Genomic DNA, 26,630 nt, shown 5'->3' with positions numbered 1-26,630 from the left:
CGTAAAAGGCCTCTCTAAATGTATTAGGGGGGCCTCTTTGCGTTGCGGTTGATTCGAAAAGGAGCACGCACCCGGTTAGCGGAACGTCGGCCCCTTTACTCCATCCTCGATAAGCGGAGCTTCTGGACGGCGGGTATTCGGCTCAATGGCCCCTCCGTCATTCGTTGCAATGATAGTAGGCTGCGCGGCATAGGTGTCGCGGGATACTCGTTCTCTGCTTACCTCAATACCGTTTTGCAATTTGATTCGGTACGTATCTACGACATAACCGGTTTTTCCTTTGCTGATGGTTTGTTTCCTTCCGTTAGGGAGAGTAGGGTTTAACACATATTTAATCGAAGGCTGCAGCTTCTCGATTGTAGTCGATTCTACGGCGTAGGTAACGTCGGCAGGCGTTTGGCCGAATAATTTTACCGTAATTCGCCGGTCATCGGTGTAGGTGCGGATCAGGATGTATTTTTCCGTATTGTTGCGGAATTTAAAGTTAATATGCCCGCTGGCAAAGGTGGCGTCCTGTCCTAGCGGAACATAGCTTACCGGCAGCGAGTGGTTGCGCCGCTCGACGATCTGCAGACCTGCCCGCAGCACCGCATTATACAGCGTGGAGGATACCTGGCAGATGCCTCCGCCAATACCGGGTACCAGCTTGCCGTTCAGAATGACCGGGGCTTCCTTGAAGCCGAATTTGGCTTCTGTCTGAGCGATATAGGCAGCGTAGTCGAAGGTTTCTCCCGGCTTTAATAATACATCTTGAATGGACTGAGCTGTGGAGCGTATATTGTGAATCCGGCCTTCTCCGTTTTGCGGGTAAGTGGTTGTGAATTCGCTGATTTTACGGTCGATGCCTTGGGCCTGAAGCATACTGATATTCAGTGCAGGCTCCTGCCTAATAAAAGGGAGCGCAATCAGAAACGGGGATTTGGCCACCGGAGTTACGGCGGGCGCGGCATCCTCCGGCTTCATTCCATGTACCGCCGATTGCGAAGACCCTTCTCCAAAAGGATAGTTTGCCAACTGCCGGCTATCCGCTGCGGCAGTCCAACCGATAGCGCCCATAGAGGGGAGAATGTGCTGCAGCTGATTCAGCAGTTCCGGTTCGTTGATCCGCATGACCGCTGTTTCAGGCACATAGCTGATCATATCGTTCGGGCCGATAATTCTTTGGGCATCTTCAGGCTGCTTGTTATACAGCTCCGGAAAACCGCGCATCAAAGCAGCGTGAAGCTTGGATGCATCAAAGGAAGCGGCAAGCGGCCATTCGGCATTTCGAATACGCCATCGGTAGACGGCCCTTTGAAATATCGAGCCGTTTTTTAACGGTTGAAGGCGATCGCTCACTTCCTGAAGGGGGAGCTCGAGTCCCAACTGTTCGAGCATCCAATCCGCAGGCTGTACCTGAACATCGGGACGCCTGCTTTCCATGCGGACCGTCTGCTGAAGAAGCAGCTTTTTTTTGTCCTCCAGCTGTCGTTCAAACTCGGCGATCGTAATCCCGCCAACCTCCCAATGATCTACGGTTAGCCCCGGGGGGAGCGTCCGCTGTGTGCCATACCAGACCATCGTTGCACAAGCAGCGCCTATGAACAGCAGTAAGCCTAACAGCATCCGCACCCAAAATATACGCTGAAGCGTCATCGTTTCGTCTCCTTTTGACCGTGGTTCCGTGTGTGACAAGTTCTGCTCGTACATCTTGATGTATATGCCGACAATCCGGAAAATTGCCTGCGGGGTTATTCGTGTTTTCAACAAAAAATGCTGGCGTAATTGTGAAAAAGTGTTGAAAATCTTTTACAAGTAAAGGATTTTACCCGTTTATGTCGAATGGATATAAGCTAGTGAACAATCAGGATGTGATACCGTGATAGAAATGCATGACGTATGGAAGACGTATCCCGATGGAAGCCAAGCCTTGCGGGGCATTAATGTCAAGGTGGACCGCAATGAGTTCTTATATGTCGTTGGCCCGTCGGGAGCAGGAAAATCGACATTTATGAAGCTGATCTATAGAGAAGAGAGACCGAGCAAGGGAAGTATTTTCGTCAACGGTTTTAATCTCGAAAAGCTGAAACAGCGCAAAATCCCTTATGTCAGGCGCAATATCGGCGTCATTTTTCAGGACTTCCGGCTGCTGCCGAAGCTAACCGTTTATGAAAATATCGCTTTTGCCATGGAAGTCATAGAGGCTCCCAAGAAATTGATCCGAAGGCGCGTTCAAGAGGTGCTGGAGCTCGTTCGGCTGCGGGACAAAGCAGGGTCTTTGCCTACGCAGTTATCCGGAGGCGAGCAGCAGCGGGTGGCGATTGCCAGAGCGATCGTGAACAATCCCGCCGTCATCATTGCCGATGAGCCGACGGGAAATCTCGACCCCGAAACGTCATGGGACATTATGAAGCTGATGGAGGAAATTAACTTCCGCGGCACCACGATCATTATGGCGACGCACAACAAGGAGATCGTTAATACGATGCGCAAGCGCGTTCTGGCTATTGAGAAGGGACAAATTGCCCGCGATGAAGTGAGGGGTGAATACGGCTATGAGGATTAGCACAGGCTTCCGCCACCTTCGGGAGGGCGGCAAAAATGTGATCCGCAATGGCTGGATGACATTCGCGTCGGTGAGCTCCATCGCCATATCGCTGTTTATTTTGGGCATTTTTTTGCTGCTCACGCTGAATGTCAATTATTTGGCCCAGCAGATCGAGCAGCAGGTTGAAATCAAGGTGTATCTCGACGTTAACACCCCGCAGGATCAGATAGCCCCGCTGCAAAGCGAAATTACTTCCATCCCGCAGGTTGCGGCAGTGACGTTCGTATCGAAGGATGAGGGACTGGAGTACCTTCGCGAGAAGCTCGGGGACAGCGGCAAGCAGCTGCTGGAAGGCTTTGACGGAGACAATAACCCGCTTAACGATTCCTTCACCGTAGAGGTGGTCGAGCCGAGACAGGTCGGGACGGTAGCGCAGCATATCAGCGATTTGAACAAGACGCAGCCGTCGAAGCCGATCTATCGGGTCAGCTACGGACAGGGTACCGTCGAGACGATGTTCAAAGTGACGGAGATCGTACGCAATATCGGGCTTATACTGGTGGCCGGGCTCGCCTTGACGGCGATGTTTCTGATTGCCAATACGATCAAGCTGACGATTGTGGCGCGGCGCCGCGAAATTGCGATCATGAAGCTGGTCGGAGCGACCAATTCGTTTATCCGGTGGCCGTTCTTCATCGAAGGGGCGATGCTCGGAATCGTAGGCTCGGTCATTCCGACCGGCATATTGCTGTATGCTTACTGGGAAATGATGAGCTTGACGCAGCTTGATCTGAGTCTGCTTATGATCAAGCTGCTGCCTTTTAACCAAATTTACGTAACGATGCCGTGCTTACTGCTGGGGATCGGGATATTGATAGGAATATTCGGGAGCACATTGTCGGTGCGCAAATTTTTACGCGTATAGAAGCCCGGTGAAACGTGGCCGCAGGCTGCGCATCAATAGCTGCGCTTCTAGGGGGCATAAATCAACAAACGCAGGGACAAGCCTGCAATAGTCCGGTAGGGGAGGAAACGAAAGTTGAAGAAGTCCGTTCTGTCACTGGTCGTTACCGCAGGTATGGCGGGCACGCTGCTCGTGCCGCAGCTATCCTTCGCTTTATCCGAATCGCAAAAGATTCAGCAGCAGCTGGATCAATTGAAAAAGCAGCAGTCCACTACCCAGCAAAAGGCCACCGATACGAAAAACGAGATAGGCAAGGTTCAAACGGAAAAGCAGCAAACGGAAGACGAAGTGAAAAGCTTGCAGAAGCAGATTGAAGCGGCGAATTTGAAGCTGAATGAACTCAACGACCAGATCGCTTCGACCAAGGACGATTTGAAGGAAAACGGCAAGCTGCTGGATGAAGTGAAGGAGCAAATCGCATCCAGAGACGCATTGCTCAAATCGCGGCTGCGGCTAATGTATATGAACGGTGTCGTCTCCTATGCCGATGTGCTGCTCAGCTCTACGAGCTTCAGCGATTTTTTGGACCGGATGAATGCCTTAAAGTCGATAGTGGCGCAAGACAAAGAAATATTGGAGGCCAATCAGCGAGACAGGGCGACCAAAGAGACGAAGCAGGCGCAGATTGAACAAGAGCTGAAGCAGGTCAGCGATTTGTACAGCCAGTCCGCTACCGTTCAAGCGAATCTGGTCGCCAAAGAGAAAGAGAAGGAAGTCAAGATTGCGAGCTTGAACCAGAAGGAGAAAGATCTGGAGAGCATCAGCGATGATCAGGAGCAGCAGCTGCTTCAGTATGCGCGCAAATCCGCCCAGCTCGCGGCCGACAAGCGTAAAGCGGCGGCAGCGGAGGAGGCTGCGGCGGCAGCCAAGGCGGCCCAGGCGGCGGCCAAAGGAAACAGCGGCGGCAGCAGTGGAGGAGGCGCCAAGGCGCCCTCAGGCACGTCTTCGGCTCCAGTCGCTACCGGCGGCGGCAAGTTCGGCTACCCGCTGGCTAAGACAGCGCCTATGTCGTCGGATTTCGGCTATCGGTCCGATCCGTTCACGGGCGTAAGAACGCTGCATAAAGGGATTGACCTGGCGGCTCCGAACGGAACCGATATACTGGCTGCCGGAGACGGAGACGTTATCGTCGCTTCCTGGTGGAGCGGCTATGGAAATACGGTCATTATCGACCATGGCAACGGGTACTGGACGCTGTACGGTCATATCCGCAATGGAGGCACCGTCGTAGAGAAAGGCGACCATGTCAAACGGGGACAAAAAATTGCGGAGGTCGGCTCGACCGGCGAATCGACGGGCAACCACGTGCATTTTGAGGTGCGTATAAACGAGTCTCCCGTCGATCCTAAACCATACTTGAAATAAACCGCTGTTAATAATTTCAAATAGCTTGTCATATACTACAAGGACGAGTTTTCATCCAGGCTTTAACAAAGGCGGTGTATGAAGGAACAATGACATTTAAGGGACGTACGGTTTTGGCATTTATTTTGCTGGCTATGTTCGCCAGCAGCATTATGACGCTGACGATCGTAAACCCGTCCATGCTGGCGGCGGTCGGCAAGGGCGGAGGGGCCGCACCCTCGGGCGGCAGTTTGACCTCAAAGGATCTGAGCAAAATATCGACGACGTATCAACTGATCGAGAACAAGTTTTTGAACCAGGTCGATCACGATAAAGTAGTCAATGGAGCGATCAACGGCATGCTTGCGACGCTCGATGACCCTTTTACCGTGTACATGGACCAAAATGAGGCCAAGCAGTTCGACGAGAGCATCACGTCATCGTTCCAAGGGATCGGAGCCGAGGTGTCTTCCGAGGACGGCAAAGTGACCATCGTCGCGCCGATCAAAGGCTCTCCTGCGGAGAAAGCGGGATTGCACGCCAAAGACGTGATCGTGTCGGTCAACGGCGAAAAGCTGGACGGGCTTACGTTGAACCAGGCGATTATGAAAATCCGCGGCCCCAAAGGAACGCAGGCGAAGCTGGAGATATTGCGCTCCGGAACGCAGGAGCCGATTCAAATGATTGTGGTTCGGGACGATATCGACGTGGAGACGGTCTATGCGGAAATGCTGCAAGGCAATATCGGCAAGATCGAAATTCGCCAGTTTTCGACCAATACCGCGAAGCGGTTCAAGGAGGAGCTGACATCTCTTGAAGCTAAAGGGATGAAAGGGCTGATCATCGACGTGCGCAACGATCCGGGCGGGCTGCTGCAGGCGGTTGTGGACATTGTCGAGCCGTTTGTGCCCAAAGGCAAGCCGATCGTGAAGATCGAGGACCGTCAAGGCAAGCAGGAGGACACTCCGTCGCAAGGAGCGGGCAAAAACTATCCGGTGGCCGTGCTTATGAACAAAGGCAGCGCGAGCGCCTCGGAAATTTTGGCGGGAGCTCTCCATGATTCGGCGGGCAGCAAGCTGGTCGGCGAGACCTCCTTCGGCAAAGGTACCGTTCAGGTGCCGTTCGAGAAAGAGATGGGCGACGGCAGCAATATTAAGATGACCGTGTACAAATGGCTGACGCCAAGCGGCACATGGATTCATAAAAAAGGAATTTCGCCGGATATCGCGGTAGATCAGCCGGATTATTTCAAGGTCGCTCCGCTGACCAAGAAAGCGACGCTAAAGCCGGATACGACAGGCGACGACATTAAGAATCTACAGATTATGCTATCCGGTCTCGGGCTGAATCCCGACCGTACGGACGGCTACTTCAGCGAGAAGACCGCGCAGGCGGTCAAAGCGTTCCAGCGGCAGCAGAATATCCCCGTAACCGGCGAAGTCGATACGGATACCGCGAATAGGCTGGAGAAAGCGATATTGAACGAAATCAAGGACCCGAAAAACGATTTGCAGCTGAAAGCGGCGGTTCAATATGTGCAATCCGTTATAAAATAAGCTTCTTCCCAAGTTTGGAAAAATGCGGGGATAGAAGGAGATTCGCCTTCAGGCGTCGAAAAGGTAACAAGGTTGGGAGACCAGCCTTCTTGCCTTTTTTTGTTTGCCAAGAACGATTATAAATGCGAAGGAGCAGCCCGATGACCGTATTGTTGGAAGTGGCAAAACAAGGGCTTCACGCCCTGTTCCAGTTGCTCATTCACCCGTTTTACTACATAGGTATCTTATTGATTGTTTTGCAGTACCGCCGGCAAATTATGTTCGAGCGCAAACTGTTTCACACCAAGCTCCATTCGCTGATTTCCGAGACGTGGCGGGCGCTCCTGTGGGGCTGGATCGGAGGCATTCTGGCTTCGGTGCTGATGGCGGCAGTAGGAGCGACTCTTACGGTCGATGCGGTGATTCTGCTGTGGATCGTATCGCTGGTATTCATTTTGTTCCGGGTGCGCTTTCTGTGTTGGGCGTATGCCATTGGAGCGATCGGTATCGTGCATGTGTTATTTCTCGCTATCCCCGCATTGGCCGATGCCGTGCCGCGGCAGCTGGCGGAGGCGGTAGCCGGTTTAAACATGCCGTCGCTCTTGGCGCTGGCAGCCGTTCTGCATCTGGTAGAGGCGGTACTGGTGAGGATACAGGGGACTCGGACGGCTACGCCGATGTTCTATGGAGGCAAACGGGGTAAAATTGTCGGCGGCTATCATCTCCAGGGATTTTGGCCGGTAGCGCTGTTTCTGCTCGTTCCCGTGCAGGGCGGCAGCGCGATAGCTCTGCCATGGACGCCGCTGCTCGGCGGCGACCTCTGGAGCGGCGGCTGGGCGATCGTCGGCTTTCCGGTCATGATCGGCTTTGCCGAAATGACGATGTCCAGACGCCCGCAGGAGAAGGTGCGGATGACTTCGCGCATGCTGATCGTCTACGCGCTGGCCGTTCTGCTGCTGGCGTTGTTGGCCTATCTGTGGCCGGTTCTGACGCTTGTCGCGTCGCTGCTGTGCATTCTGCTCCATGAAGCGCTGCTGTGGTACAGCCGCTATGACGAATCGCGGCGCAGCCCGATCTTCGTCCATGACGGCAGGGGGCTCAAGGTGCTGGGCGTACTGCCGGGCAGCGCGGCGGAAGAGCTCGGGATCGTGCCGGGCGAAATTTTGCATAAGGTGAACGGGTTTCCCGTGAAGACGAAGCAGGAGCTGCATCAGGCGATGCAGGTCAATTCGGCCTTTTGCAAGCTGGAGGTGCTTAATCTCGAAGGGGAGAGCAAGTTCCTCAAGCGCGCCATCTTCTCCGGGGAGCATCATCAGCTCGGCATTTTGCTGGCGCCCGATCAGGATGCGCTGTATTACGCGGAAGAGAAGCAGACGCATATTATCGCCTATATGAGGAAAAAACTGGTCGGCATTGCAAGCAAGCCTTCGGGAACGAAGCCGATGTAGGGCAGGCCGCCGAAGCGGAATAGCAAAAAAGCTGTCGGAATGTTCTCCGGCAGCTTTTCGTTTAGTCCTTATCGCGCAGCACGACGATTTCGACGCGGCGGTTTTTGGAGCGGTTCTCGGGCGTATCGTTATCGGCAACCGGGCGCGTATCGGCATAGCCGGTAGAGATGAACTTCTTCGGGTCCATCCCTTCGTTATAGACGAAGTAGCGGAGAACCGACAACGACCGTTCGTTGGACAAACCCCAGTTGTCCTTGTACAGCGAACCGGTAGCAAGCGGCAAATTATCCGTGTGTCCTTCGATACTGATCGTGGCATTCAGAGTAGGGAACAGGGTAGCGAGCTGGTTCAAGACCGGGTAAGCTTCCTTCTTAAGCTCGGCTTTGCCCAGGTCGAACAGGAATAAATCTTTCAGCGTAACGGCGACCCCTCGCGGCGTGTCGGCTGCGGATACTTGAGCCTGCAGATTTTGCTCCTCGATGTACATCTGAACTTTGGCGAGCAGGTCTTCGAGCTGCTTCTCGCGTTCCCGCTCTTCCTTTTCCTTCTTATCCTTCTCGTCGTCCTCGGTTTTCTCGCCGTCCCGCGCTTTAGCGGTACTTACTTGCCCGAGAACGCCTTGTCCTTGCGGCATGACGGTTTCCGCTTTTTTGAATTCGAAGCTGAGGGCCGAGGCCAGCACCTGATATTTCTCGTTATCGATCTTGCTCATGGCGTACATGATGACGAAAAAGATCAGCAGCAATGTGATCAAGTCGGCGTATGTGATCAGCCATCGTTCGTGATTTTCGTGATCCGCGTGCTTCTTAGTTTTCCTCGCCACCGTTATCACCTTCGCCTTCGGCTTTCTTATGGTCTTGGTGCAGGAAGGAGTTCAGCTTCTTCTTGATGAGCTGCGGATTTTCACCCGCCTGCAGCGCGAGGATGCCTTCCAGCATCAGTTCCATATCGGAAATCTGCTCTTTGCTGCGAATCTTGATTTTTTGCGCGATAGGCAAATAAATTACGTTGGCGGACGAGACGCCGTACAGCGTGGCCGTGAAGGCAACCGCAATAGCGGGCCCCAGCGTGCCCGGATCGGATAAGTTGCCCAGAACGTGAATCAGGCCCATAACCGTGCCGATGATCCCCATGGAAGGGGCGAAGCCGCCGGCCGCTTCGAATATTTTGGCCCAGCCTTCATGATGATGCTCCAGCGCATCCATTTCGAGCTCAAGGATTTGACGCGTCAGTTCGGGATCGGTGCCGTCGACGACCATCATCAGACCGTCTCGCAAAAATGTATTCGAATGTTCTTGCGCGCGCTGCTCCAGCGCCAGAACCCCTTCTCTTCTCGCAACGGTCGCCATGTCGACAAGCTCGTCGATAATCGCTCCAGGCTCTCTTTTGTTCTCTGTAAAAGCCATTTTGAGCGCTTTGCCGACTTCCTTCAGGCGGGACATCGGAAAGCTGATGCAGATCGCCCCGATGGTGCCTCCGAAAATAATCAGCATGGCGCTTGGCACGACGAGGGCCGACAGATGGCCGCCATCCCACATATAACCGCCCACCAAGGCTCCGAGGCCAATTACGAGACCTATAATCGTTGTCAAATCCACCTTTGTACCACCCCTAGTTCGAATAAATGATAAACGTATTTGCGTAAGGTCCCGTTCCTTCAGCGGCTGCAAAATACTAATATGAGGAAGCTTTAGGAGTTTGCAACAATAGCCGAAAAAAGGTATAATATATGGGAACAAACATTCCTATAGAGGAAAAAGTCGAACGGAGTCAACCTGCGTCGAGTGACGCATAGTATTTATCGGATACATTCAGGCAAAAGTTTATAGAAGGCGATCTTTTTCAATGGACGGGTGATGAAATGAACGAAGTGAGGATGAGTGACAAGCGCTTTGAGCTGGTCTCGGATTTTTCTCCGCAAGGAGATCAGCCGAAGGCGATCGAGCAGCTCGTGGCAGGCATACGGGCGGGGAAGAAGCATCAGACGCTGCTTGGAGCGACGGGTACGGGCAAGACCTTTACCGCCGCGCAGGTGATTGCCGCGCTGAACCGGCCGACGCTGCTGATAGCCCACAACAAGACGCTGGCCGCGCAGCTGTGCAGTGAATTGAAGGAGTTTTTCCCGAACAATGCGGTTGAATATTTCGTCAGTTATTACGATTACTATCAGCCGGAGGCGTATATTCCTTCGTCCGATACGTTTATTGAGAAGGATTCGAGCATCAACGACGAGATCGACAAGCTTCGCCACTCCGCGACCAGCTCGTTATTCGAGCGCCGCGACGTCATTATCGTGGCCAGCGTGTCTTGCATATACGGCTTGGGTTCGCCTACGGAATACCGCAATCTCGTGCTCTCGCTGCGCACGGGAATGGAGCGGCCGCGCAACGAGATCCTGCACCGGCTGATCGATATCCAATATCAGCGCAACGACATCAACTTCGTTCGCGGGACGTTCCGCGTTCGCGGCGACGTCGTCGAGATTTTCCCGGCATCGAACAGCGAACATGCCGTCAGGGTCGAGCTGTTCGGAGACGAAATCGAGCGGATTACGGAGATCGACGTGCTGACCGGGGAAATCCTCGGCGAGCGCGATCATATCGCGATTTTCCCGGCGTCTCACTTCGTAACCCATGAGGATACGATGAAGCGGGCGCTCGTGAACATCGAGCGCGAGCTGGAGGAACGGCTTGCGGAGCTGCGCGAGAACGGCAAGCTGCTGGAGGCTCAGCGGCTTGAACAGCGTACCCGTTATGACATCGAGATGATGCAGGAGATGGGATTCTGCTCCGGCATCGAGAACTATTCGGGACCGCTGACGTTCCGGGAGCGGGGAGCGACGCCTTATACGCTATTCGATTATTTCCCGGACGATATGCTGATCGTCATCGACGAATCGCATGCGACCATACCGCAGATCCGGGCGATGTACAACGGCGACCGGGCGCGGAAGGAAGTGCTCGTAGAGCACGGCTTCCGTCTTCCGTCGGCGATGGATAACCGGCCGCTGCGGTTTGAGGAGTTCGAGCGTAAGGTAACTCAGGCGCTGTTCATTTCGGCGACCCCGGGTCCTTACGAGATGGAGCATTGTCCGGAGATGGTCGAACAGATCATTCGTCCTACCGGCTTGCTCGACCCGATTATCGAGGTTCGTCCGACGAAAGGGCAGATCGATGACATGCTCGGGGAAATTCACGACCGCATCCGCAAGGATGAGCGGGTTCTCGTCACGACCCTGACGAAGAAGATGGCCGAAGATTTGACCGATTACTTGAAAGAGGTCGGCATTAAGGTTCGCTATCTGCATTCGGATATTAAGACGCTGGAGCGGATGCAAATTTTGCGGGAGCTCCGGCTCGGCACCTTCCACGTGCTGGTCGGGATCAACCTGCTCCGCGAAGGCCTCGATCTTCCGGAAGTATCGCTGGTGGCGATTCTCGATGCGGATAAGGAAGGCTTCCTGCGCGCGGAACGCTCGCTGATCCAAACGATAGGCCGCGCGGCTCGGAATGCGAGCGGACGGGTCATTATGTACGGCGACAAAATCACCGATTCGATGGATAAAGCGATTCGCGAGACCGAGCGCCGCCGCGGCATTCAGATAGCTTACAACGAGAAGCACGGCATCACGCCGCAGACGATCCAGAAAAAAGTGCGCGATGTGATCGAAGCCGTCAAGGTAGCGGAGCAAAAGGCGGACTACTTGACCGATATCAAGCAGACCAAGATGTCGAAGAAGGATCGGATGTCGATGATCGAACGCTTGGAGGCCGAGATGAAAGAAGCGGCCAAAAATTTGCAGTTTGAACGGGCCGCTGAGCTGCGCGATGCGGTCATGGAGTTAAAAGCCGAGCTGTAGAAACCCGGGTGAGAAAGCTGCGATCGCCAAGCGGGAGCAATCTGGAGAAGCCGTAATGTTCTCCTTTTTTTCCGGAAATCCGGGGTTGGGCAGCGATCGGATGATACTTGCTTTGACATACGCAGTCGGCGTTTTTCACCACGCTTTTAGTGGTTATAATGATGAGATGGGCACCCGCTTTAAGGCGGGTTGATAACGATAGATAATTCCGGGGCCGGATGTACTCCGTCCGGTTGAACGGGAAGCGAATCCGTCGGCTCTGGGAAACGAAGAAGGATGGTGGCAGGCAAGTGGCAAGAGACAATATTGTCATTAAAGGCGCGAGAGCGCACAATCTGAAAAATGTTGACGTAACGATACCGCGCGATCAGTTCGTCGTGCTGACGGGTCTCAGCGGTTCGGGTAAGTCATCGCTGGCGTTCGATACGATTTATGCGGAAGGGCAGCGCAGATACGTCGAGTCGTTGTCCGCCTACGCCCGGCAGTTTCTGGGACAGATGGATAAGCCGGACGTCGACTCTATCGAAGGCTTGTCGCCGGCCATCTCCATCGACCAGAAGACGACAAGCCGCAACCCGCGTTCCACGGTCGGAACGGTAACGGAAATTTATGATTATTTGCGCTTGCTGTTCGCCCGTATCGGGCGGCCGCATTGCCCCGAGCATAAGATCGAGATTACGTCGCAGACGGTCGAGCAGATGGTGGACCGGATTATGGAATATCCGGAGCGGACCCGCCTGCAAATTTTGGCCCCTATCGTTTCCGGTCGGAAGGGCGAGCATTCCAAGCTGCTTGCGGATATTCAGAAGCAAGGGTTTGTTCGTGTGCGCGTCAACGGGGAAGTGATGGACTTATCCGAGAAGATCGAGCTGGACAAGAACAAGAAGCATAGCATTGAAGTCGTCGTCGACCGTATCGTAGTGAAGGCCGACGTGCAGTCGCGGCTTGCCGATTCTCTCGAAACGGCGTTAAAGCTGGCGAGCGGCCGCGTCATCGTCGATGTGATGGAACAGGAGGAACTGCTATTCAGCCAAAATTTGGCCTGTCCGGAATGCGGCTTTAGCATAGAAGAGCTGGCGCCCAGAATGTTTTCCTTCAACAGCTCGTTCGGGGCTTGTCCGGAGTGCGACGGGCTCGGCAGCAAAATGATCGTCGATCCGGATCTGCTCGTTCCGAATCCGAAGCAATCGATTGAGGAGGGCGCATTCGAGGCATGGGCGGGCAGTACGTCCAATTATTATCCGCAGTTTCTCGCTGCTGTGTGCGAGCACTACGGGATTCCTCAGAACGTTCCGGTGTCCGAATTGACCTCCGAGCAGATGAAGAAGCTTTTGTACGGGACCGGCGGAGAGAAGGTGCGGTTCCGGTACGAGAACGATATGGGGCATAGGAAAGAAGCCATGGTTGCCTTCGAAGGCATTATTCCTAACCTTGAACGCCGGTATCGCGATACGTTCTCCGAAGGCATTCGCGAGCATATCGAATCGTATATGAGCTCCAAGCCTTGCGGCAAATGCAAAGGCCAACGGTTGAAACCGGAAACGCTGGCCGTAACGATTAATAGTAAAAATATCGCTCATGTGACGTCTCTGTCGATCGGGGACGCCCAGGAATGGGCCGAGACGCTGCAGCTGAACGATAGAGAGATGCAGATTGCGCATTTGATCTTGAAGGAAATCAAATCGCGGCTCGGTTTTCTCGTCAATGTCGGTTTGGATTATTTGACGATGCACCGGGCTGCCGGGACTTTGTCGGGGGGAGAGGCGCAGCGGATTCGCTTGGCCACGCAAATCGGCTCCAGCCTGATGGGAGTCCTCTACATTCTGGACGAGCCGAGCATCGGGCTGCATCAACGGGATAACGACCGCTTGATCAAGACGCTTGAACATATGCGCGATCTCGGCAACACCTTGATCGTTGTCGAGCACGACGAGGACACAATGCTGGCCGCCGACTACATTATCGACATCGGTCCGGGAGCCGGTATTCACGGAGGCAAGGTCGTAGCGCAAGGAACGCCGAAGGAGATTATGGAAGATCCGGAATCGTTAACCGGGCTGTATTTAAGCGGCAAGAGGTTTATTCCGGTAGCCGCCGAGCGACGCAAGCCGAACGGCAAATGGCTGGAAATTAAAGGGGCGAAGGAAAATAATCTGCGCAATGTCAGCGTTAAGATTCCGCTCGGCGTGTTCTCTTGCGTGACCGGCGTGTCCGGCTCGGGCAAAAGTACGCTAATTAACGAAATTTTGTATAAAACATTGGCCAAAGAATTGAACGGAGCCAAGGTGCGCCCCGGAGAATACCGCGATTTCGTCGGTCTGGAGCATGTCGATAAGGTTATCGATATCGATCAGTCGCCGATCGGACGGACTCCGCGTTCCAATCCCGCAACATACACGGGAGTGTTCGACGATATAAGGGACGTTTATTCGGCTACGAATGAAGCCAAGGTGCGCGGATACAAGAAGGGCCGCTTCAGCTTCAATGTGAAGGGCGGCCGCTGCGAAGCCTGCCGCGGGGATGGAATTATCAAGATCGAGATGCACTTTCTGCCCGACGTATACGTTCCGTGCGAAGTTTGCAAAGGCAAGCGCTATAACCGGGAGACGCTGGAGGTTCAATACAAAGGAAAAAATATTTCCGAAGTATTGGATATGACGATTGAGGATGCATGCGAGTTTTTCAAAAACATCCCGCGTATTCACCGCAAGCTTCAAACGCTGCTGGACGTAGGTCTGGGCTATATGAACCTCGGCCAGCCGGCGACGACGCTGTCGGGTGGGGAAGCGCAGCGCGTCAAGCTGGCAGCGGAGCTGTACCGGAGAAGCACTGGCAAGACGATCTATATTCTTGACGAGCCGACGACGGGTCTTCATATCGACGATATTGACCGGCTGTTGAAGGTGCTGCATCGTTTGGTCGAGAACGGCGATAGCGTGCTGGTCATCGAGCATAATCTCGATGTGATTAAAACGGCGGACTATTTGATCGATCTGGGACCCGAAGGCGGAAGCAAAGGCGGCACGATCGTAGCTACCGGTACGCCGGAGGAAGTAGTTAAAGTAGATGGATCGTATACCGGCCGCTACTTGAAGCCGATTTTGGAACGGGACCGGGCGAGATCCGAAGATTATGCGCAGCGACTGAAGCAGATGGAGAATGCCGTAGTGTAGCGGATGCCGGACTAAACCGAGCTTCATATGAATATACAACAGGGCTGCCTAAGTCGCATCTTAAGCAGTCCTGTTGGGCTCTCTCAACGGACAAGAGCCCGTCTCCACCGGGGTGGAAAGGGGCTCTTGTCCGTTTATCTATATAAGGACGTCACGTCGGTAGACGCTGTTCTCACGAGGCGAGAATGGAGGTCAATTTGTCCTGGAAAGCCGGAATGCCGACACGGTTGACGAATTGATTGAACGTCTCGTCTTCGCTGCGGTTTTCTTTATAATACAAGATCAATTGCGCAAGGACAGGGCCGACATTGTCGCCTTTCACGCGTCCTTTGAGCACTTGGTTAAATTGGGCTCCCGGTCCGAGAATACCGCCCACGGCGATATCAAAGGCATCGACCATGCCTTCCGGCGTTTTTACCAGCGCGCCTTGCAGGCCGATGTCGGCGATATGCTTCTGACCACAGGCATTCGGGCAGCCGATGAAGTGAATCCGTACCTCTTCGTCCAATTCAACGTTGGCATCCAAATATTCGGCTACGAGCACGGCTCTCTGCTTGGTTTCGACCACAGCCAGGTTGCAGAACTCGTTGCCGGTACAGGATACGGTACGGCTCATGAAATGGCTTGGATTCGGCGTCAAGCGCTCGAACACTTTCTCCGCCAGCGCAGCTTCCACTTTTTCCGTAGGAACGCCGGATAGAATAATGTTTTGGGATACGGTAGTACGAATGGTTCGGTTGCCGTACTCATCGGCGATGCGGGCAAGCTCGGTCAGCTCGTCCGAATCAAGACGTCCAACAGGAACGCTCAGGCCGATATAATTCAAGCCTTCCTGCTTTTGCGGATGAACCCCGTCGAAATAGGCGGCTTTCCAGCCGGCAATTTTATCTTCGCCGCGGGCAGGCATGTCGCCGATCAGCTCGATCAATTTTTCCTTAAACTTCTCTGGACCCCAGTCGGCGACAAGGAACTTCAGGCGGGCATGATGGCGCTTTTCGCGGTAGCCGTGATCGCGATAAATGGTTGTTACGCCAATCGCCACTTTTAACACGTCCTCAGGCTTTACGAACAAATCCAGCTGTTTAGCCAGATGAGGTTTGGCAGACAGGCCGCCGCCGACCCAGGCGTGGAAGCCGATCACGTCGACGCCGTCGATTACTTTGGTTGCCGGAGTAAAGGCCAAGCACTGAATTTCCGCGTGACCGGAGTTATAAATATTAGAAGAAATGGACATTTTATATTTACGTGGGAGGTTAGAGAAATCACGGTTCATCAAGAAGAAGTCGTTGACCTGATTGACGAGCTCCGTCGTATCCATCAGCTCATCTTTATCGATGCCGGCGAGCGGGTTCCCTACCACAGTGCGCGGGCAGTCGCCGCATGCTTCGTAGGAATACAACCCTACCGCTTCCAGACGTTTAAAGATGTCAGGTAAATGTTCGACACGCAGCCAATGGAATTGAATCGCTTGTCTCGTGGTCACATCGACCAGATTGCGCCCGTAATCTCTGGCAATATCGGCCATTGCGCGAGCTTGATCCGATGTCATGATCCCGGAATTGATGCGAACCCGCATCATAAAGTGGCCATCCTTCGGTTTTTGCTGATACACGCCGGCCCATTTGAAGCGATCCATATCTTCAGGCGTAATCGAGTCATATCCTTCATGAGCGTACTTCTCAATGATGGTACGGATCACGTCGAGGCCGTCTTTCTCCAGCTTCACCAGCTCGAATTTGTTGATCTTGGAAGGGTCGGCGGCCCAAATTGCTTCGTATGCCATGGTTAGTATTGCTCCTCCTTAACGGTAAATCCGATTGATTTAGTGTGAAAAAGATCTCCCTAATAGTATCACTTTTCAGATCATACGTAAATTGGAATTGCCCTACAGTAATATAAGGTTTAGTTATAGGTATTGAACAATTTGCTTATGATTGAAGACGTTTTTTTTCAAAGCTGTAGAATGGGGAAAAGCAAGGCAAAAAAGGCGAAAAATGTTGACAAACTTGTTACACTTCCTATTTATGGCTTGCACTTCATCACGAGTCAAGATAAGATAGAAATTAAGCATTTTTGTATACTGAAGGAGGTCTCTCGATGTTTTTGGCTGAAGAGGCAGCGCAAGCAGCGAGCAAATTTACCGGTTTTGACCCGTTTGTAATGTTGTTTACCATTGTCATTGCTATCGGCGTATTCCGTCTGTTGGTTTCGCCGAAAAAGAACCCATTTGCCATCGGCTTTAGCACGGTTAGCTTGATCGTGTTCCTGATTATGGATGTCGTAATGGTTATGAACTGGATGGATAAACTGTAACACGAGAACGGGATTGCAATAAGCCGTTTAGCTCATGCCGCAGGGATACATAAAAGAACGGAAGCCGCATGTCTAACGGTGAGTGCCAGATAAGGTCATTCGATGCCTTACGAGAATAAGCGGATCTCTAATGTGACAAAAAATGAAGCCCCAGACCGAGTGGTCTGAGGGCTTTTCGCTGTATGCCGACATGATGAGGGTACTATACCCACCACATTTCTCCAAGCGGCTCTTTGATCAGTACTTGCTCCAGGTTTTGGACGGCTTTGGTGAAGCCTTCCTCGACGGACATCAGACCGTCCTCATGCTCGATGCTGACCACATAATCGTAGCCGACCAGACGAAGCGCGCTGATAATATCCGCCCATGTTTTCAGATCGTGGCCAAAGCCGACGGTACGGAACTGCCAAGCGCGGTCCAGCATCGCCGTATAAGACTGCATATCGGTCAAGCCGTGCTTGTTTACATTGATCGGGTCAATCGTCGTATCCTTGGCATGGAAGTGGTGAATCGCACCGGCACGGCCCAAAATTTGCACCGCTTGAACCGGATCGATCCCTTGCCACCACATATGGCTTGGGTCCAGGTTCGCGCCGATCGCTTCTCCCGCGGCTTCACGCAGACGAAGTAGCGTAGCCGGAGTATGAACGGAGAAACCTCCATGCAGCTCCAGACCGATCTTCACGTTGTGGTCAGCTGCGAATTTGCCCGTTTCCGTCCAGTAAGGAATGACCTTGTTAGCCCACTGCCAGTCCAAAATTTCTTGGAAATCAGGCGGCCAAGGAGCGACAGGCCAGTTCGGATATTTGGCATCCTCATGGTCGCCAGGGCAGCCGGAGAAGGTGTTCACGACAGGCACTTCAAGCTTCTCGGCAAGCCGAATCGTCTTGAGGATCAGATCCTGGTGCTCCTGCGAGATCGCCTTTTGCGGATGCAGCGGATTGGCGTGGCAGCTCAAAGCGCTAATCATCAGACCGCGCGATTCGACGGCTTTCTTAAATGCTTTCAATGCTTGGTCGTCGGAAAGAAGCACATCCGGATTGCAATGTGCGTTGCCCGGATAACCGCCGGTGCCGATTTCAACTGCTTCCAAGCCTTTGGATGCAATATAGTCGAGCGCTTCTTCCAAAGGCTTCTGTCCGAATAATACCGTAAAAACTCCTAACTTCATGACGACACCTCCGAAAATATGTAAAATGTACGCGTGTACGCGATACTCCGATTATATCATTGTTTGCCCGCCGCTCCTAGTCCAAGTTGAGGACAGAGGCCGTGCATTTTGATCATAGGAAAAAAATAAACTTCGACAGGTTGTCTCGACAGAGTTCCCATTTCTTTGCACTCGCGATCCATTACAATAATAAGGGCGCCATAATCCATAGAAGAAAAGAGGTGCATAAAGCAGCCAAGTTGCAGCGATGTCGGTCGATCGCAGGATGTATAACTTTTTGAAGAGAGGGCGGATCAAATATGTATAACAAAGATACCCAAATCGTTGAAACGGTTTCCGGCCAATGGCTTCGTTTCCCAAATCACTTTAAAAAGTCCACATGCTTGGTCGAGTTGTCTAACCAAATTTCGCTAAATATCGATATGAAATCAGGCAACGTACACGTCCATAAAAAAGATCAGAACCAAGTGTACCAGCATATCGGCGACGTATTTATTTCGGCATCGAGCAGCAATCAAATTCAATGCAATATCATGCAGTCTCACAGCTTGGAACGTTCGGACTCTTTATTTTCCGGTTTTCAGCAAGGCGGCGGCGAAGCCGCAAAGGCGTTAGAAAAGGAGGAATCAGCTTGAGAATCCGGGTTAATGAGAAGGACATTCCGGTCACTTTCGTCTCAAGCGATCATAAGATGATTCCACAGCTCATACAGGCATTGAAAGCAACAAATGGGGTTGAGGGACAGGGCGGTACTTTTGATTTGACGGCTTTGGAACGAATTGAGGTTATCGGCACGGAGGCCTATTTGTATTCGAAGGAGAATTCAGGAAAGCGCTATCTGGCCCTATATTAAACAAAAAGAGTCTGTCGTTCCCGAAGAGAACGAGGACTCTTTTTTACACAGGCGGCGAAGCTGACTTTAGAAGGGCCAGTTCAGCAGACCGCGGTAAATTTTCAGCACCGTATCGGTACTGCCGCTATAGACGACGACGGAGACGGTTACTATCGCTTGCGTCAGCGCGCAGCGCCCGAGGAAGTAGGCACGGGACACTTTCTTCTTGTTCACCGTCGATTTGCCCAGCAGCGTTTCGATCGCAATGACAATACCGTGATATAGGCCGTAAAAAAAGTAGATCCAGCCGAAGCCGTGCCATAGGCCGATCAAGACCATAATCAGAATCGACAACCCTGCGCCCATCCAGCGTGTCGGAGCTTGGCGCGAGAAGAACATGAAGATATGATCGCGGAACCAGTCGCCGAGCGTCGCATGCCAATTGCGCCAAAATTGCGTAAGGGTGGGCGATTGGAACGGTTTTTTGAAGTTTTCCGGGATCGTATAGCCCATCAGACGGCCAAAGCCGACGGCGATGTCCGAATAACCGGAGAAATCGAAGAACAGCATGATATAGAACCAAATCATCAAAAAGATCGATTGCTGCGTATACAGCTCCTGATCCTGCACGTGATGGAAGATGTCGGTCATCCAGGTTACGATGACGAGCTTCTTGAACAGACCGAGAATAATCCGCTTGATGCCTTCCTCTACCTGGTCTGCGTTCACTCGGTAGGGCTTTTTGGTGTCGGCCATAAAATCGCGGAACTTCAGAATCGGACCGGAGGTGAACGTCGGCACGAACAGGATGTAGTTCATGTAATCCGTGATTTTGGCCTTGGCGTCCTTGCCGAAGAAGTAGGCGAAATAATGCGAGTCGATGACCTTGAGCACATTATAAATCAACGTCAGCGCGATGACGGCGTCAAACAAAGGATGCTCCGAAGCCTCCATACCTAGCAGCCGGATACCCGATACCGCCGCGACGTTGAGCACGATCAGGGCGATGAAGCCGCCTTTGCGCCACTTCTTCGTGTAGCACAGCCACAGGAAACAAATATAGTTGATCACCGTATACACGATATAAAAGAGAAAAAGCTTCTTGCTGAACAAGAGCAAGAAACAGAGGTTGAACGCCAGCAGCAAATAGCGCTTGTTATGCGGCCACCAACGGGTGAGAGCCAAAATAATGATCATGCCGATCATGGCCATAACCGCGTTCATGTTCATATAAAACATAGGTTTACTCCTTAGAAGTGTGGTGATTTATTCGCGGTCTGCGGTCGATAGAGGTTTCCGCTCGCTTTTTCACCACGCTTTTAAAGCTTCCCGCAGGAAGCTTGCAGCGTTAAAATCCTTCGTAAATAAAGATGCCTTTGCCGGTAAAATAGATCAGGACCATGATCAGCATCGCCGCATAGACGATCACTTCGATGATTTTGCGAGCGAAAGGAGCCATGCGTCAACCTCCTTCGTAAACACCGGTGCGCCTTCCTGACGGCTTAAGTGAACGAGATCGTGGAAATACTTCTTGTCGAAGCCTTGCAGTAAATCGAGCACAGGGACGTTGTACTTGGCCAGACGGTCGTTAACGGCCTGCTGCAGCGCAGGCATGTACCGCGGCAGCTCGTAAGCCTTGTTCCACGGCATCCAGATCACGCGCACCTGAAGGTTATGCTCTTTGGCGTAGGCCAGCACCCAATCCAGAGCGTCCAGATTCCCCTGAAAATCCTTCAGTGTCATCCAGCCGAAGCGCTGATCGTATTCCGCCCATTTCGTCTTCAGCTGATCGTCGGTTTGTTGGCCGAAATACAGCTCTTTATCGATCCAGCGCGGCTGATACGCCAGCGGATTCGTCTTGCTGAGCTCGACCGTCTCGGGAAAGCGCGTGCAGGCCTGCAGTTTTAAAGCATCCTGTATCAAGAAGCCTTGGTACAGCTGGCAGCCAAGCTCGGCTCCCGAATCCCGGAAATAATCGCGATACGTATACACATAAGGCTGGTACCAGGGCTTGAACCACTGGTAGGTCGGGTCCGTGTCGAGACTGTCGATCATCGTATGGACGTCGATCCCGATGACCAGCTCGCGGTCCACATGGTACAGCTGCCGCTCCAAAATCGGCTTCAGATCGGTCAGCTTGCCGTAGGACAGCCCCATCTCGACGAGCTTGGACTGGGACTGGTCTTCGATATACGCTCCGGTCACCGCCGAATTGCCGAAAAACACGGGGCCGTGATCCACCCAATCGTGGTGATAGAGCGTTTTGGTAAAGTCGTTCTTATAAAAGCGCCGCGACGTCACCATCGGGTCCCATAGACTGAGGAGTACATCCGACAGGACGAAGACGGCGATGAGCAGCAGCACGAAGCTGTTTTTACGCAGAAATGCGATCAGTTTCATAGGGAATCCACATCTTTTTTTAGTGTTAAAGGCCGGTTACAGCGATTTTTGCTGCCAAGCATGATACTGCTCGCGGAAAGCCTCGGGCCAGTCGGCCTCGTTCAGTCCGTATTGAGCGAGGAAAGCGAAAGCCCAGCGTTCGATGCCAAAGCCGACACAGCCGGTAACGGCGTTGCGCTTGCCCATTTTAATGTTAAAGGCGGTGCCGAACGTATTGCTGTGGAAATTGACCGAGCTGCAGGCGATCGATTTCTTCACATGCGGAATCGACAGACGAAGCTCGTATTTCATTTCTTGATTGCGCTGGAACGACGCTTTGGTTTGGAAATCGTTCGTGAAGAACGGATCGTTGGCGATCTCCATCATACAGTCTACATTCCATTCCACCGCAAGCTCCTTCAAGTACTCGATAGAACGAAGACGGTTCTCCTTAACGAATTCCGGCTTGCCGACGAAAATAATTTCGCGCATGCTGAAATCGAGCAAACGGCCGAAATCGGTATGGTTGCGCGACTCGAAGCGATGGCATTTGGAAATCGCCGTCACGATCATCCCGTCGCCTTCCAGCGTTTCGTTCTGAAGTCCTTCATAGCAGTGGTAGCAGGTCGAAGGGTTCATGGCGAACTTGGGCTTCGGCATGCTCGCGTTAAGGTCAAGCGGGCTATCCTGCTTCCAGCCGCCGGCATCGCGGATCGATTGGGAGAACGACTCGATAATGTCGAGATCTTCGCGCAAGTGCGTCAGAAAATGAATATGCTCGGGAAAAGAAGTGAAATGGTTCGTCTTGTTCAGCGTATCGCAGTGAATGACGGCCGGATACGACTCCTCCTGAATGCCGGAAAAGCGGCCCGCCACCTTCGTCATGAAGGAGTAATCGAGAAACCGCATCAGGCTGGAGAAAGGTTCGCGGAAAATAAACAAGCCAGGCTCCAGCACTTTAATGATTTTGCGCTCGACGAGCTCGGCGATAATGTCGCCTTCATAAGGCGTTTCCACTTTGTGCTCGAACAAGATGTTTTCTTTGAAGCCGAAGTCTCCTTGGGAAAATCGCTCGATCAGACGGCGCACATGCGCTTCTATCGCTGCGTTTCCTTTGACCGACTCATGGGTGATATAAATATGCTTGTCGTCAAGCCGGATGTCGCTGATCTGCTCGTCGATAAACGCGGCGGCGTACTTTAATTGTCCGTGCTGGCTGGAAGCCAATCCTTCCAGGGATACGACGCATTCCATAATTGATTACCTCGCAGTCTTGGTTTGAATGAAATCGGCGATTTCGCGCACCGTATTCAGCGAATACAGCATCAGATCCTGATTCGTTACTTGAATGCCGTACGTTTTCTCCAGGTGGGCGATGAGCGCCGTAGCGCCGATCGAATCGATGTAGCCGTAGTCGAACAAATGGACGTCTACCGTAAAATCGTCGTCGTCCGCTTCGATCTCGTAGCGGCTGCGGATATGCTCTTCCAGTTCTTGAAGCAAGTCTTGCATGGGAAGTTCCTCCTTGGATATGCAGTATATTAAAAAGCTTGCAGGCTTGCCTTACACTAGCTCGCCGTTCGCCTACTCGCCGCAAGCCGGCCCTTAAGCGAAGGGCGGCAGGGCGTGTAACGCGACAGATTCCCGCGAGCCTGAAGGAACAAGGCATTCGCGGGAATCTTCCGGTTTCGCAGAATGGGCTTAAGTTTCACGGACATCGCTGCCGGGCAGTTCCGTTCGCGAAAGCGTCGCATGAAAAGCATAGCGCGGATCAATCTTTAGGGCTGCGGACCGTGACGGTGACAGCGGCTCCGAAATGGGTTACCGTGTACACCTCGGTGCCGTCCTGATGATCGACTTGCAGCTGATCGCCTTCGATCGCAAGCGGCTGAGAGCTCCGCAATTGAACCTGCTGCATGCCGCCGGCTTGCAGCTCCAGCGTCCATCCGTCGTTCTGTTTATCCAGACGATAAGGCGTATTGGCGCGCAGCATGTGCAGCGAAGCCTCGCCTGTCCCCTCGCCGAAGCGAACCTTAGTTTTGCCCGGAACGCCGAGATACAGCTTATCCCCGCGCAGATCGGAGACGTCGGAGTCGGTGGTCATCGGGCGCTCCGCGTAGGCTTGTCCCCGTTCGATCGAAACGCCGAGCGTCCCTTTGTATTCCGCCGCTTGCGCCGGAACGCCGGTAGTATCGGGCTGAATCCGGATGGACGGGTCGGAATGGATGCCGATCAGCCGTTTCAGATGATCGAATACGACTTCGATCCACGGCCGGGACACCGTAACGCGGGTAGTCAACGTATTCAGGACGGAGCGGGCCATCTGCGGCTCGGTCATAAAGTTGTAGCCGTATTGATTGCGAATCTTATCGAGATATTGAACGAATTCGAGCAGCTCGCCGACCCGCGTAGGGAAATGATATTCGATATGCTCGAAATAATCGATCGGTAAATCCAGGTTAATGTACGATTGGAACAAGTCTTCCGTTGAATACTCGCCGAGCCGCAGCACCGGCGCAGGCGTACTGAGCAATAGCGGCGGATTGGACGGCTCGCTGGAGCCGGCGTCCGTCATCAGGAACGGAAAGCTCCAGTTATACTGAACGCCGAGACGCGGTTCGTTCGGAATGTTCGACGGGCGGAAGCCGAAGTTATACCAGACTTCCGCATTGCGTTCATTGTTCAGCGTCTGCGTACGGTCCGGATTGTTGATGCGCCATGTATGCTGGTTCGTCCCCGGCATGTTCCACGGAATGCCTAACGTCTTGAAGGACTTCTGCTGGAGCGCGATTTCTTCCTTCTCCTGCTCGTCGCTTGTGAAGTTATGGACAAACATATGCGGGAACAAATCCAGGTAATGATCCTTGTTATATTGGATAAACGCCTGCAGCTGCTCGGCATACGGGAATTTCGGATCGTCGACCGGGATCGCCATCCCGAATTCCAGCTGGCCGACGAGCAGGTCGTCTTTGCCGTCGTGATTCAAATCGTACCAGAGCGGTACGGAGTTATGTCCTCCGACGAGGGCGTGATTGCCGAGCTGGTTCACGGTGGCGCCTTCCAGCACGCCGGAAGGCTGCCACGTTCCGTCCGCCTGCTGCAAGTAAATGCGCAGGTCGCCCTCGACGTTGCCGACCACCAGGTCGGCCCGTCCGTCGCCGTTCATGTCGCGGATCGACGGCGCGGCGAATTTCGCGGGCAGCTTGAACAGCAAGCGCCCGGCTTCGAAGGCGACGGGCTCCCCGGCTGTGCCGGAGCCCGAGCCGGCGCCTGCGGCGCCGCCGCGGCCCGCTGCGCGCTGGCCGCGGTAGAGCGTCACACCGCCATCCGCATCCCCGACCACGAGGTCGGGCACGCCGTCGGCGGTGACGTCCCCCAGAGCCGGAGCCACGGGCGCCGCGGCTCGGATAGGCTTCCCGTCCGCGACGAGCGGGACGGGGCTTGCGAAGACGCCGCCGGCTTGGCCGTAGGCGACGGCGAGCGTGCCGTCGGCCAGGCCGAGGACCAGGTCCGGCCGGCCGTCGGCGTTCAGATCGTACGCGGCCACGCTCGCGTACGCGTCGGTCTTGAGCGGCTGACCGTTAGCCAGCCGCAGCGGCTCGCGCTTACCGAAGGCGTCGGGCGCCGTCAGGCCGGCGGGCAGCTCTTGCCCGCCGTAAGCGTCCGGCTGAGCCCCGCCGCTAAGGTAAGCGGAGATGGTGCCGTCGGCCGACCCGACGATCAGGTCGGGCCGCCCGTCGCCGTTCAGATCGGCAAGCGCCGGGTAAGCCCGGAACGGCTTGTCGACCGGGTCTCCGAGCGAACGATAGTCCGGGTACAGCGCGAGCCGGATCGGGTCGCCGTCCGCCATGACGCGGGTGCCGCTCGAATAAAACGAATTCGGCGTCTCTCCGTGAAAAGCCGGCTTATCATTCGTTCCTTCATTCAAGTGAACAACGAGCGATTCCTGCCATCGTCCCCAGTGGAACGACGAGCGGACGAGCGTGAAGGAAGGCACCTGATTGTACTTCTTCAGCAGCTCGGCCCATTGGATGCCCTCGCCGTCGCGGATCGCTTCAATCGCTTCGAAATGATTCTGATGCGACATTGCGGGCCGCCCGTACGGTCCCATCACCTTCTTCACGCTGTAGCCGAGCGTCTCCTTCGAGACGAAGGCGGCGTACTCGCTGCGCATCAGCGCGCCGGCCGCGGCGAACGTGAAGTGATAATAGGGCTCCAGCGGAAGCTGGTTGCGGTCGAAATAAAGCGCTCCGGAGACCGGCTTCTTGGCACCGTTCACCGCCGCGGCAAGCTTATCGAACCCGAGGCTCGGGTCCATACCGCTGCTCATGTCATAGCCGGTTATGTAATACCGGTTCGGCAGCAGGGCGCTGCTGAACAGCACGGTCCCTTTGCCGTAACGGTTCAGGGCATAAATCGCTTGTTCGCCGAGCGTGACCATCGGCTCGGCGGTAGAAGGAATCATGCCTTTTCCCCAGGAAAATTGCTGCAGATCGGCCGCGCCGTCATGGTTGATGTAGTTGTCCATGAACTGGCGGAACAGCTGCTGCATTCCCTGCAGGTTCAGCTCGACTTGGGGATAGGCGAAGGCTTCCCCGGCCGCACCGGCGGTCTTGCCTGAGCTTGCGGCAAGCTGGGCGGGCGGCGTCAAATCGACGAGCCGCTTCGCCCCGATGAAGTCGAGCGGGAAATCCGCGACCATGTTATTTTCAAGGAACAGATGCCCTCCCTGGGAGACGTAGCTTTGCAAGAGCTCGCGCTGCTTGTCCGTTAGCGTCTCATGCAAAGAAGGGTCAAGATAGACGGCTTCGTAGCCTTTCAGCTGACGCAGCGTCAGCTTGTCCAGATTGTGCCGTTCCAATTGCAGATTAGCGACTAGCGATTGTTCCAACTGGCCGTATGCAGCCGTATCGAAGCTGTCGCCGCTGCAGGCGTACAGCATGCGGACGGACAGCTCCTTATCGGAGACGGCCAGCCACGTTGCAAAGATCACGAGAATGCCGATAACGGCACCGGCGATCCGGCCTTTAGTCAATTTCAATAAAATCCCTCGATTATAAGCTTGATTGGACTACTTTGCAATTA

Annotated in this window: 20 protein-coding genes; 10 read left to right on the top strand and 10 right to left on the bottom strand. The window is 53.8% G+C overall.

The annotated features are described in order from the left end of the window. Window positions 1-75: 75 nt before the first annotated feature. Window positions 76-1,635 carry a VanW family protein gene (locus N0M98_RS07195; RefSeq protein WP_259617412.1) on the bottom strand — a complete coding sequence of 520 codons (1,560 nt, stop codon included), beginning with the start codon at window positions 1,633-1,635 and terminating at the stop codon, window positions 76-78. A gap of 223 nt (window positions 1,636-1,858) precedes the next feature. Between N0M98_RS07195 and ftsE the strand changes: the two genes are divergently transcribed. The 5 genes from ftsE to N0M98_RS07170 all read left to right on the top strand — a co-directional run bounded on the left by ftsE (window position 1,859) and on the right by N0M98_RS07170 (window position 7,818). Beyond that, on the top strand, window positions 1,859-2,545 hold the full coding sequence (ftsE, locus tag N0M98_RS07190; RefSeq protein WP_249860144.1) for a cell division ATP-binding protein FtsE: 687 nt from the start codon (window positions 1,859-1,861) through the stop codon (window positions 2,543-2,545). Beyond that, window positions 2,535-3,452, top strand: coding sequence for a permease-like cell division protein FtsX (gene ftsX / locus N0M98_RS07185; RefSeq protein ID WP_259617411.1), 918 nt, complete (start codon window positions 2,535-2,537; stop codon window positions 3,450-3,452). The genes ftsE and ftsX overlap by 11 nt, the downstream gene beginning before the upstream one ends. A gap of 114 nt (window positions 3,453-3,566) precedes the next feature. Then, entirely contained in the window at window positions 3,567-4,856 is a 1,290-nt protein-coding gene (locus tag N0M98_RS07180) for a murein hydrolase activator EnvC family protein (RefSeq protein WP_249860142.1), read from the top strand. An 89-nt stretch (window positions 4,857-4,945) separates the two neighbouring features. Then, window positions 4,946-6,391 carry a S41 family peptidase gene (locus N0M98_RS07175; RefSeq protein ID WP_249860141.1) on the top strand — a complete coding sequence of 482 codons (1,446 nt, stop codon included), beginning with the start codon at window positions 4,946-4,948 and terminating at the stop codon, window positions 6,389-6,391. Between the two features lie 140 nt (window positions 6,392-6,531). Beyond that, window positions 6,532-7,818: a PDZ domain-containing protein gene (locus tag N0M98_RS07170; RefSeq protein ID WP_249860140.1), complete on the top strand. Its 1,287-nt coding sequence runs from the start codon at window positions 6,532-6,534 to the stop codon at window positions 7,816-7,818. A 61-nt stretch (window positions 7,819-7,879) separates the two neighbouring features. On the opposite strand, the gene N0M98_RS07165 is transcribed toward N0M98_RS07170, so the two are convergent. Together N0M98_RS07165 and N0M98_RS07160 are read right to left on the bottom strand one after the other, a co-directional pair. After that, window positions 7,880-8,641 (bottom strand): flagellar motor protein MotB, encoded by a 762-nt coding sequence (locus N0M98_RS07165; RefSeq protein ID WP_259617410.1) that lies wholly within the window; start codon window positions 8,639-8,641, stop codon window positions 7,880-7,882. Next, window positions 8,625-9,416, bottom strand: a complete 792-nt coding sequence (locus N0M98_RS07160; protein ID WP_249860138.1) for a flagellar motor protein — start codon at window positions 9,414-9,416, stop codon at window positions 8,625-8,627. Before N0M98_RS07160 ends, N0M98_RS07165 begins: the two co-directional genes overlap by 17 nt. A gap of 263 nt (window positions 9,417-9,679) precedes the next feature. Between N0M98_RS07160 and uvrB the strand changes: the two genes are divergently transcribed. Beyond that, on the top strand, window positions 9,680-11,677 hold the full coding sequence (gene uvrB / locus N0M98_RS07155) for an excinuclease ABC subunit UvrB (protein ID WP_249860137.1): 1,998 nt from the start codon (window positions 9,680-9,682) through the stop codon (window positions 11,675-11,677). Between the two features lie 290 nt (window positions 11,678-11,967). Then, entirely contained in the window at window positions 11,968-14,850 is a 2,883-nt protein-coding gene (uvrA, locus tag N0M98_RS07150; RefSeq protein WP_259617409.1) for an excinuclease ABC subunit UvrA, read from the top strand. A gap of 172 nt (window positions 14,851-15,022) precedes the next feature. Here uvrA and N0M98_RS07145 read toward each other — a convergent pair whose 3' ends face one another. Continuing rightward, the gene (locus N0M98_RS07145; RefSeq protein ID WP_259617408.1) at window positions 15,023-16,633 is read right to left on the bottom strand and encodes a nitrite/sulfite reductase; all 1,611 of its coding nucleotides are present in this window, start codon (window positions 16,631-16,633) and stop codon (window positions 15,023-15,025) included. 314 nt (window positions 16,634-16,947) lie between these two features. Between N0M98_RS07145 and N0M98_RS07140 the strand changes: the two genes are divergently transcribed. After that, entirely contained in the window at window positions 16,948-17,163 is a 216-nt protein-coding gene (locus N0M98_RS07140; RefSeq protein ID WP_249860134.1) for a hypothetical protein, read from the top strand. Between the two features lie 202 nt (window positions 17,164-17,365). On the opposite strand, the gene N0M98_RS07135 is transcribed toward N0M98_RS07140, so the two are convergent. After that, window positions 17,366-18,334: a sugar phosphate isomerase/epimerase family protein gene (locus N0M98_RS07135; protein WP_249860133.1), complete on the bottom strand. Its 969-nt coding sequence runs from the start codon at window positions 18,332-18,334 to the stop codon at window positions 17,366-17,368. Window positions 18,335-18,633: 299 nt separating this feature from the next. Here N0M98_RS07135 and N0M98_RS07130 point away from each other — a divergent pair, with 299 nt between their 5' ends. Both N0M98_RS07130 and N0M98_RS07125 read left to right on the top strand, forming a co-directional pair. Then, window positions 18,634-18,969 carry a hypothetical protein gene (locus N0M98_RS07130; RefSeq protein ID WP_259617407.1) on the top strand — a complete coding sequence of 112 codons (336 nt, stop codon included), beginning with the start codon at window positions 18,634-18,636 and terminating at the stop codon, window positions 18,967-18,969. Continuing rightward, complete coding sequence (locus N0M98_RS07125; protein WP_259617406.1) at window positions 18,966-19,187, top strand: hypothetical protein; 222 nt, start codon at window positions 18,966-18,968, stop codon at window positions 19,185-19,187. The genes N0M98_RS07130 and N0M98_RS07125 overlap by 4 nt, the downstream gene beginning before the upstream one ends. A gap of 66 nt (window positions 19,188-19,253) precedes the next feature. Here N0M98_RS07125 and N0M98_RS07120 read toward each other — a convergent pair whose 3' ends face one another. The 5 genes from N0M98_RS07120 to N0M98_RS07100 form a co-directional block, all read right to left on the bottom strand. Next, window positions 19,254-20,405 carry an MBOAT family O-acyltransferase gene (locus N0M98_RS07120; RefSeq protein ID WP_249860130.1) on the bottom strand — a complete coding sequence of 384 codons (1,152 nt, stop codon included), beginning with the start codon at window positions 20,403-20,405 and terminating at the stop codon, window positions 19,254-19,256. Between the two features lie 186 nt (window positions 20,406-20,591). Then, window positions 20,592-21,560, bottom strand: coding sequence for an SGNH/GDSL hydrolase family protein (locus N0M98_RS07115; RefSeq protein WP_249866347.1), 969 nt, complete (start codon window positions 21,558-21,560; stop codon window positions 20,592-20,594). Between the two features lie 42 nt (window positions 21,561-21,602). After that, the gene (locus N0M98_RS07110) at window positions 21,603-22,799 is read right to left on the bottom strand and encodes a hypothetical protein (protein WP_249860129.1); all 1,197 of its coding nucleotides are present in this window, start codon (window positions 22,797-22,799) and stop codon (window positions 21,603-21,605) included. A 6-nt stretch (window positions 22,800-22,805) separates the two neighbouring features. After that, on the bottom strand, window positions 22,806-23,057 hold the full coding sequence (locus N0M98_RS07105; RefSeq protein ID WP_259617405.1) for an acyl carrier protein: 252 nt from the start codon (window positions 23,055-23,057) through the stop codon (window positions 22,806-22,808). Window positions 23,058-23,316: 259 nt separating this feature from the next. Then, window positions 23,317-26,586, bottom strand: a complete 3,270-nt coding sequence (locus N0M98_RS07100) for an FG-GAP repeat domain-containing protein (RefSeq protein WP_259617404.1) — start codon at window positions 26,584-26,586, stop codon at window positions 23,317-23,319. Window positions 26,587-26,630 lie beyond the last annotated feature (44 nt).

Origin of the sequence: Paenibacillus doosanensis, from assembly GCF_025060755.1 — a bacterium.
GTDB classification, from domain to species: Bacteria; Bacillota; Bacilli; order Paenibacillales; family NBRC-103111; genus Paenibacillus_S; species Paenibacillus_S doosanensis.
This window is presented reverse-complemented; position numbering and strand designations above follow the sequence as displayed.

Excerpts from the sequence above, each read along its gene's own strand:
- N0M98_RS07175 (WP_249860141.1), top strand. The coding sequence starts at position 4,946 with ATGACATTTAAGGGACGTACGGTTTTGGCATTTATTTTGCTGGCTATG.
- N0M98_RS07195 (WP_259617412.1), bottom strand. The coding sequence starts at position 1,635 with ATGACGCTTCAGCGTATATTTTGGGTGCGGATGCTGTTAGGCTTACTG.
- N0M98_RS07145 (WP_259617408.1), bottom strand. The coding sequence starts at position 16,633 with ATGGCATACGAAGCAATTTGGGCCGCCGACCCTTCCAAGATCAACAAA.
- N0M98_RS07120 (WP_249860130.1), bottom strand. The coding sequence starts at position 20,405 with ATGTTTTATATGAACATGAACGCGGTTATGGCCATGATCGGCATGATC.
- ftsX (WP_259617411.1), top strand. The coding sequence starts at position 2,535 with ATGAGGATTAGCACAGGCTTCCGCCACCTTCGGGAGGGCGGCAAAAAT.
- N0M98_RS07105 (WP_259617405.1), bottom strand. The coding sequence starts at position 23,057 with ATGCAAGACTTGCTTCAAGAACTGGAAGAGCATATCCGCAGCCGCTAC.
- uvrB (WP_249860137.1), top strand. The coding sequence starts at position 9,680 with ATGAACGAAGTGAGGATGAGTGACAAGCGCTTTGAGCTGGTCTCGGAT.
- N0M98_RS07135 (WP_249860133.1), bottom strand. The coding sequence starts at position 18,334 with ATGAAGTTAGGAGTTTTTACGGTATTATTCGGACAGAAGCCTTTGGAA.
- N0M98_RS07140 (WP_249860134.1), top strand. The coding sequence starts at position 16,948 with ATGTTTTTGGCTGAAGAGGCAGCGCAAGCAGCGAGCAAATTTACCGGT.
- N0M98_RS07130 (WP_259617407.1), top strand. The coding sequence starts at position 18,634 with ATGTATAACAAAGATACCCAAATCGTTGAAACGGTTTCCGGCCAATGG.
- N0M98_RS07110 (WP_249860129.1), bottom strand. The coding sequence starts at position 22,799 with ATGGAATGCGTCGTATCCCTGGAAGGATTGGCTTCCAGCCAGCACGGA.
- N0M98_RS07170 (WP_249860140.1), top strand. The coding sequence starts at position 6,532 with ATGACCGTATTGTTGGAAGTGGCAAAACAAGGGCTTCACGCCCTGTTC.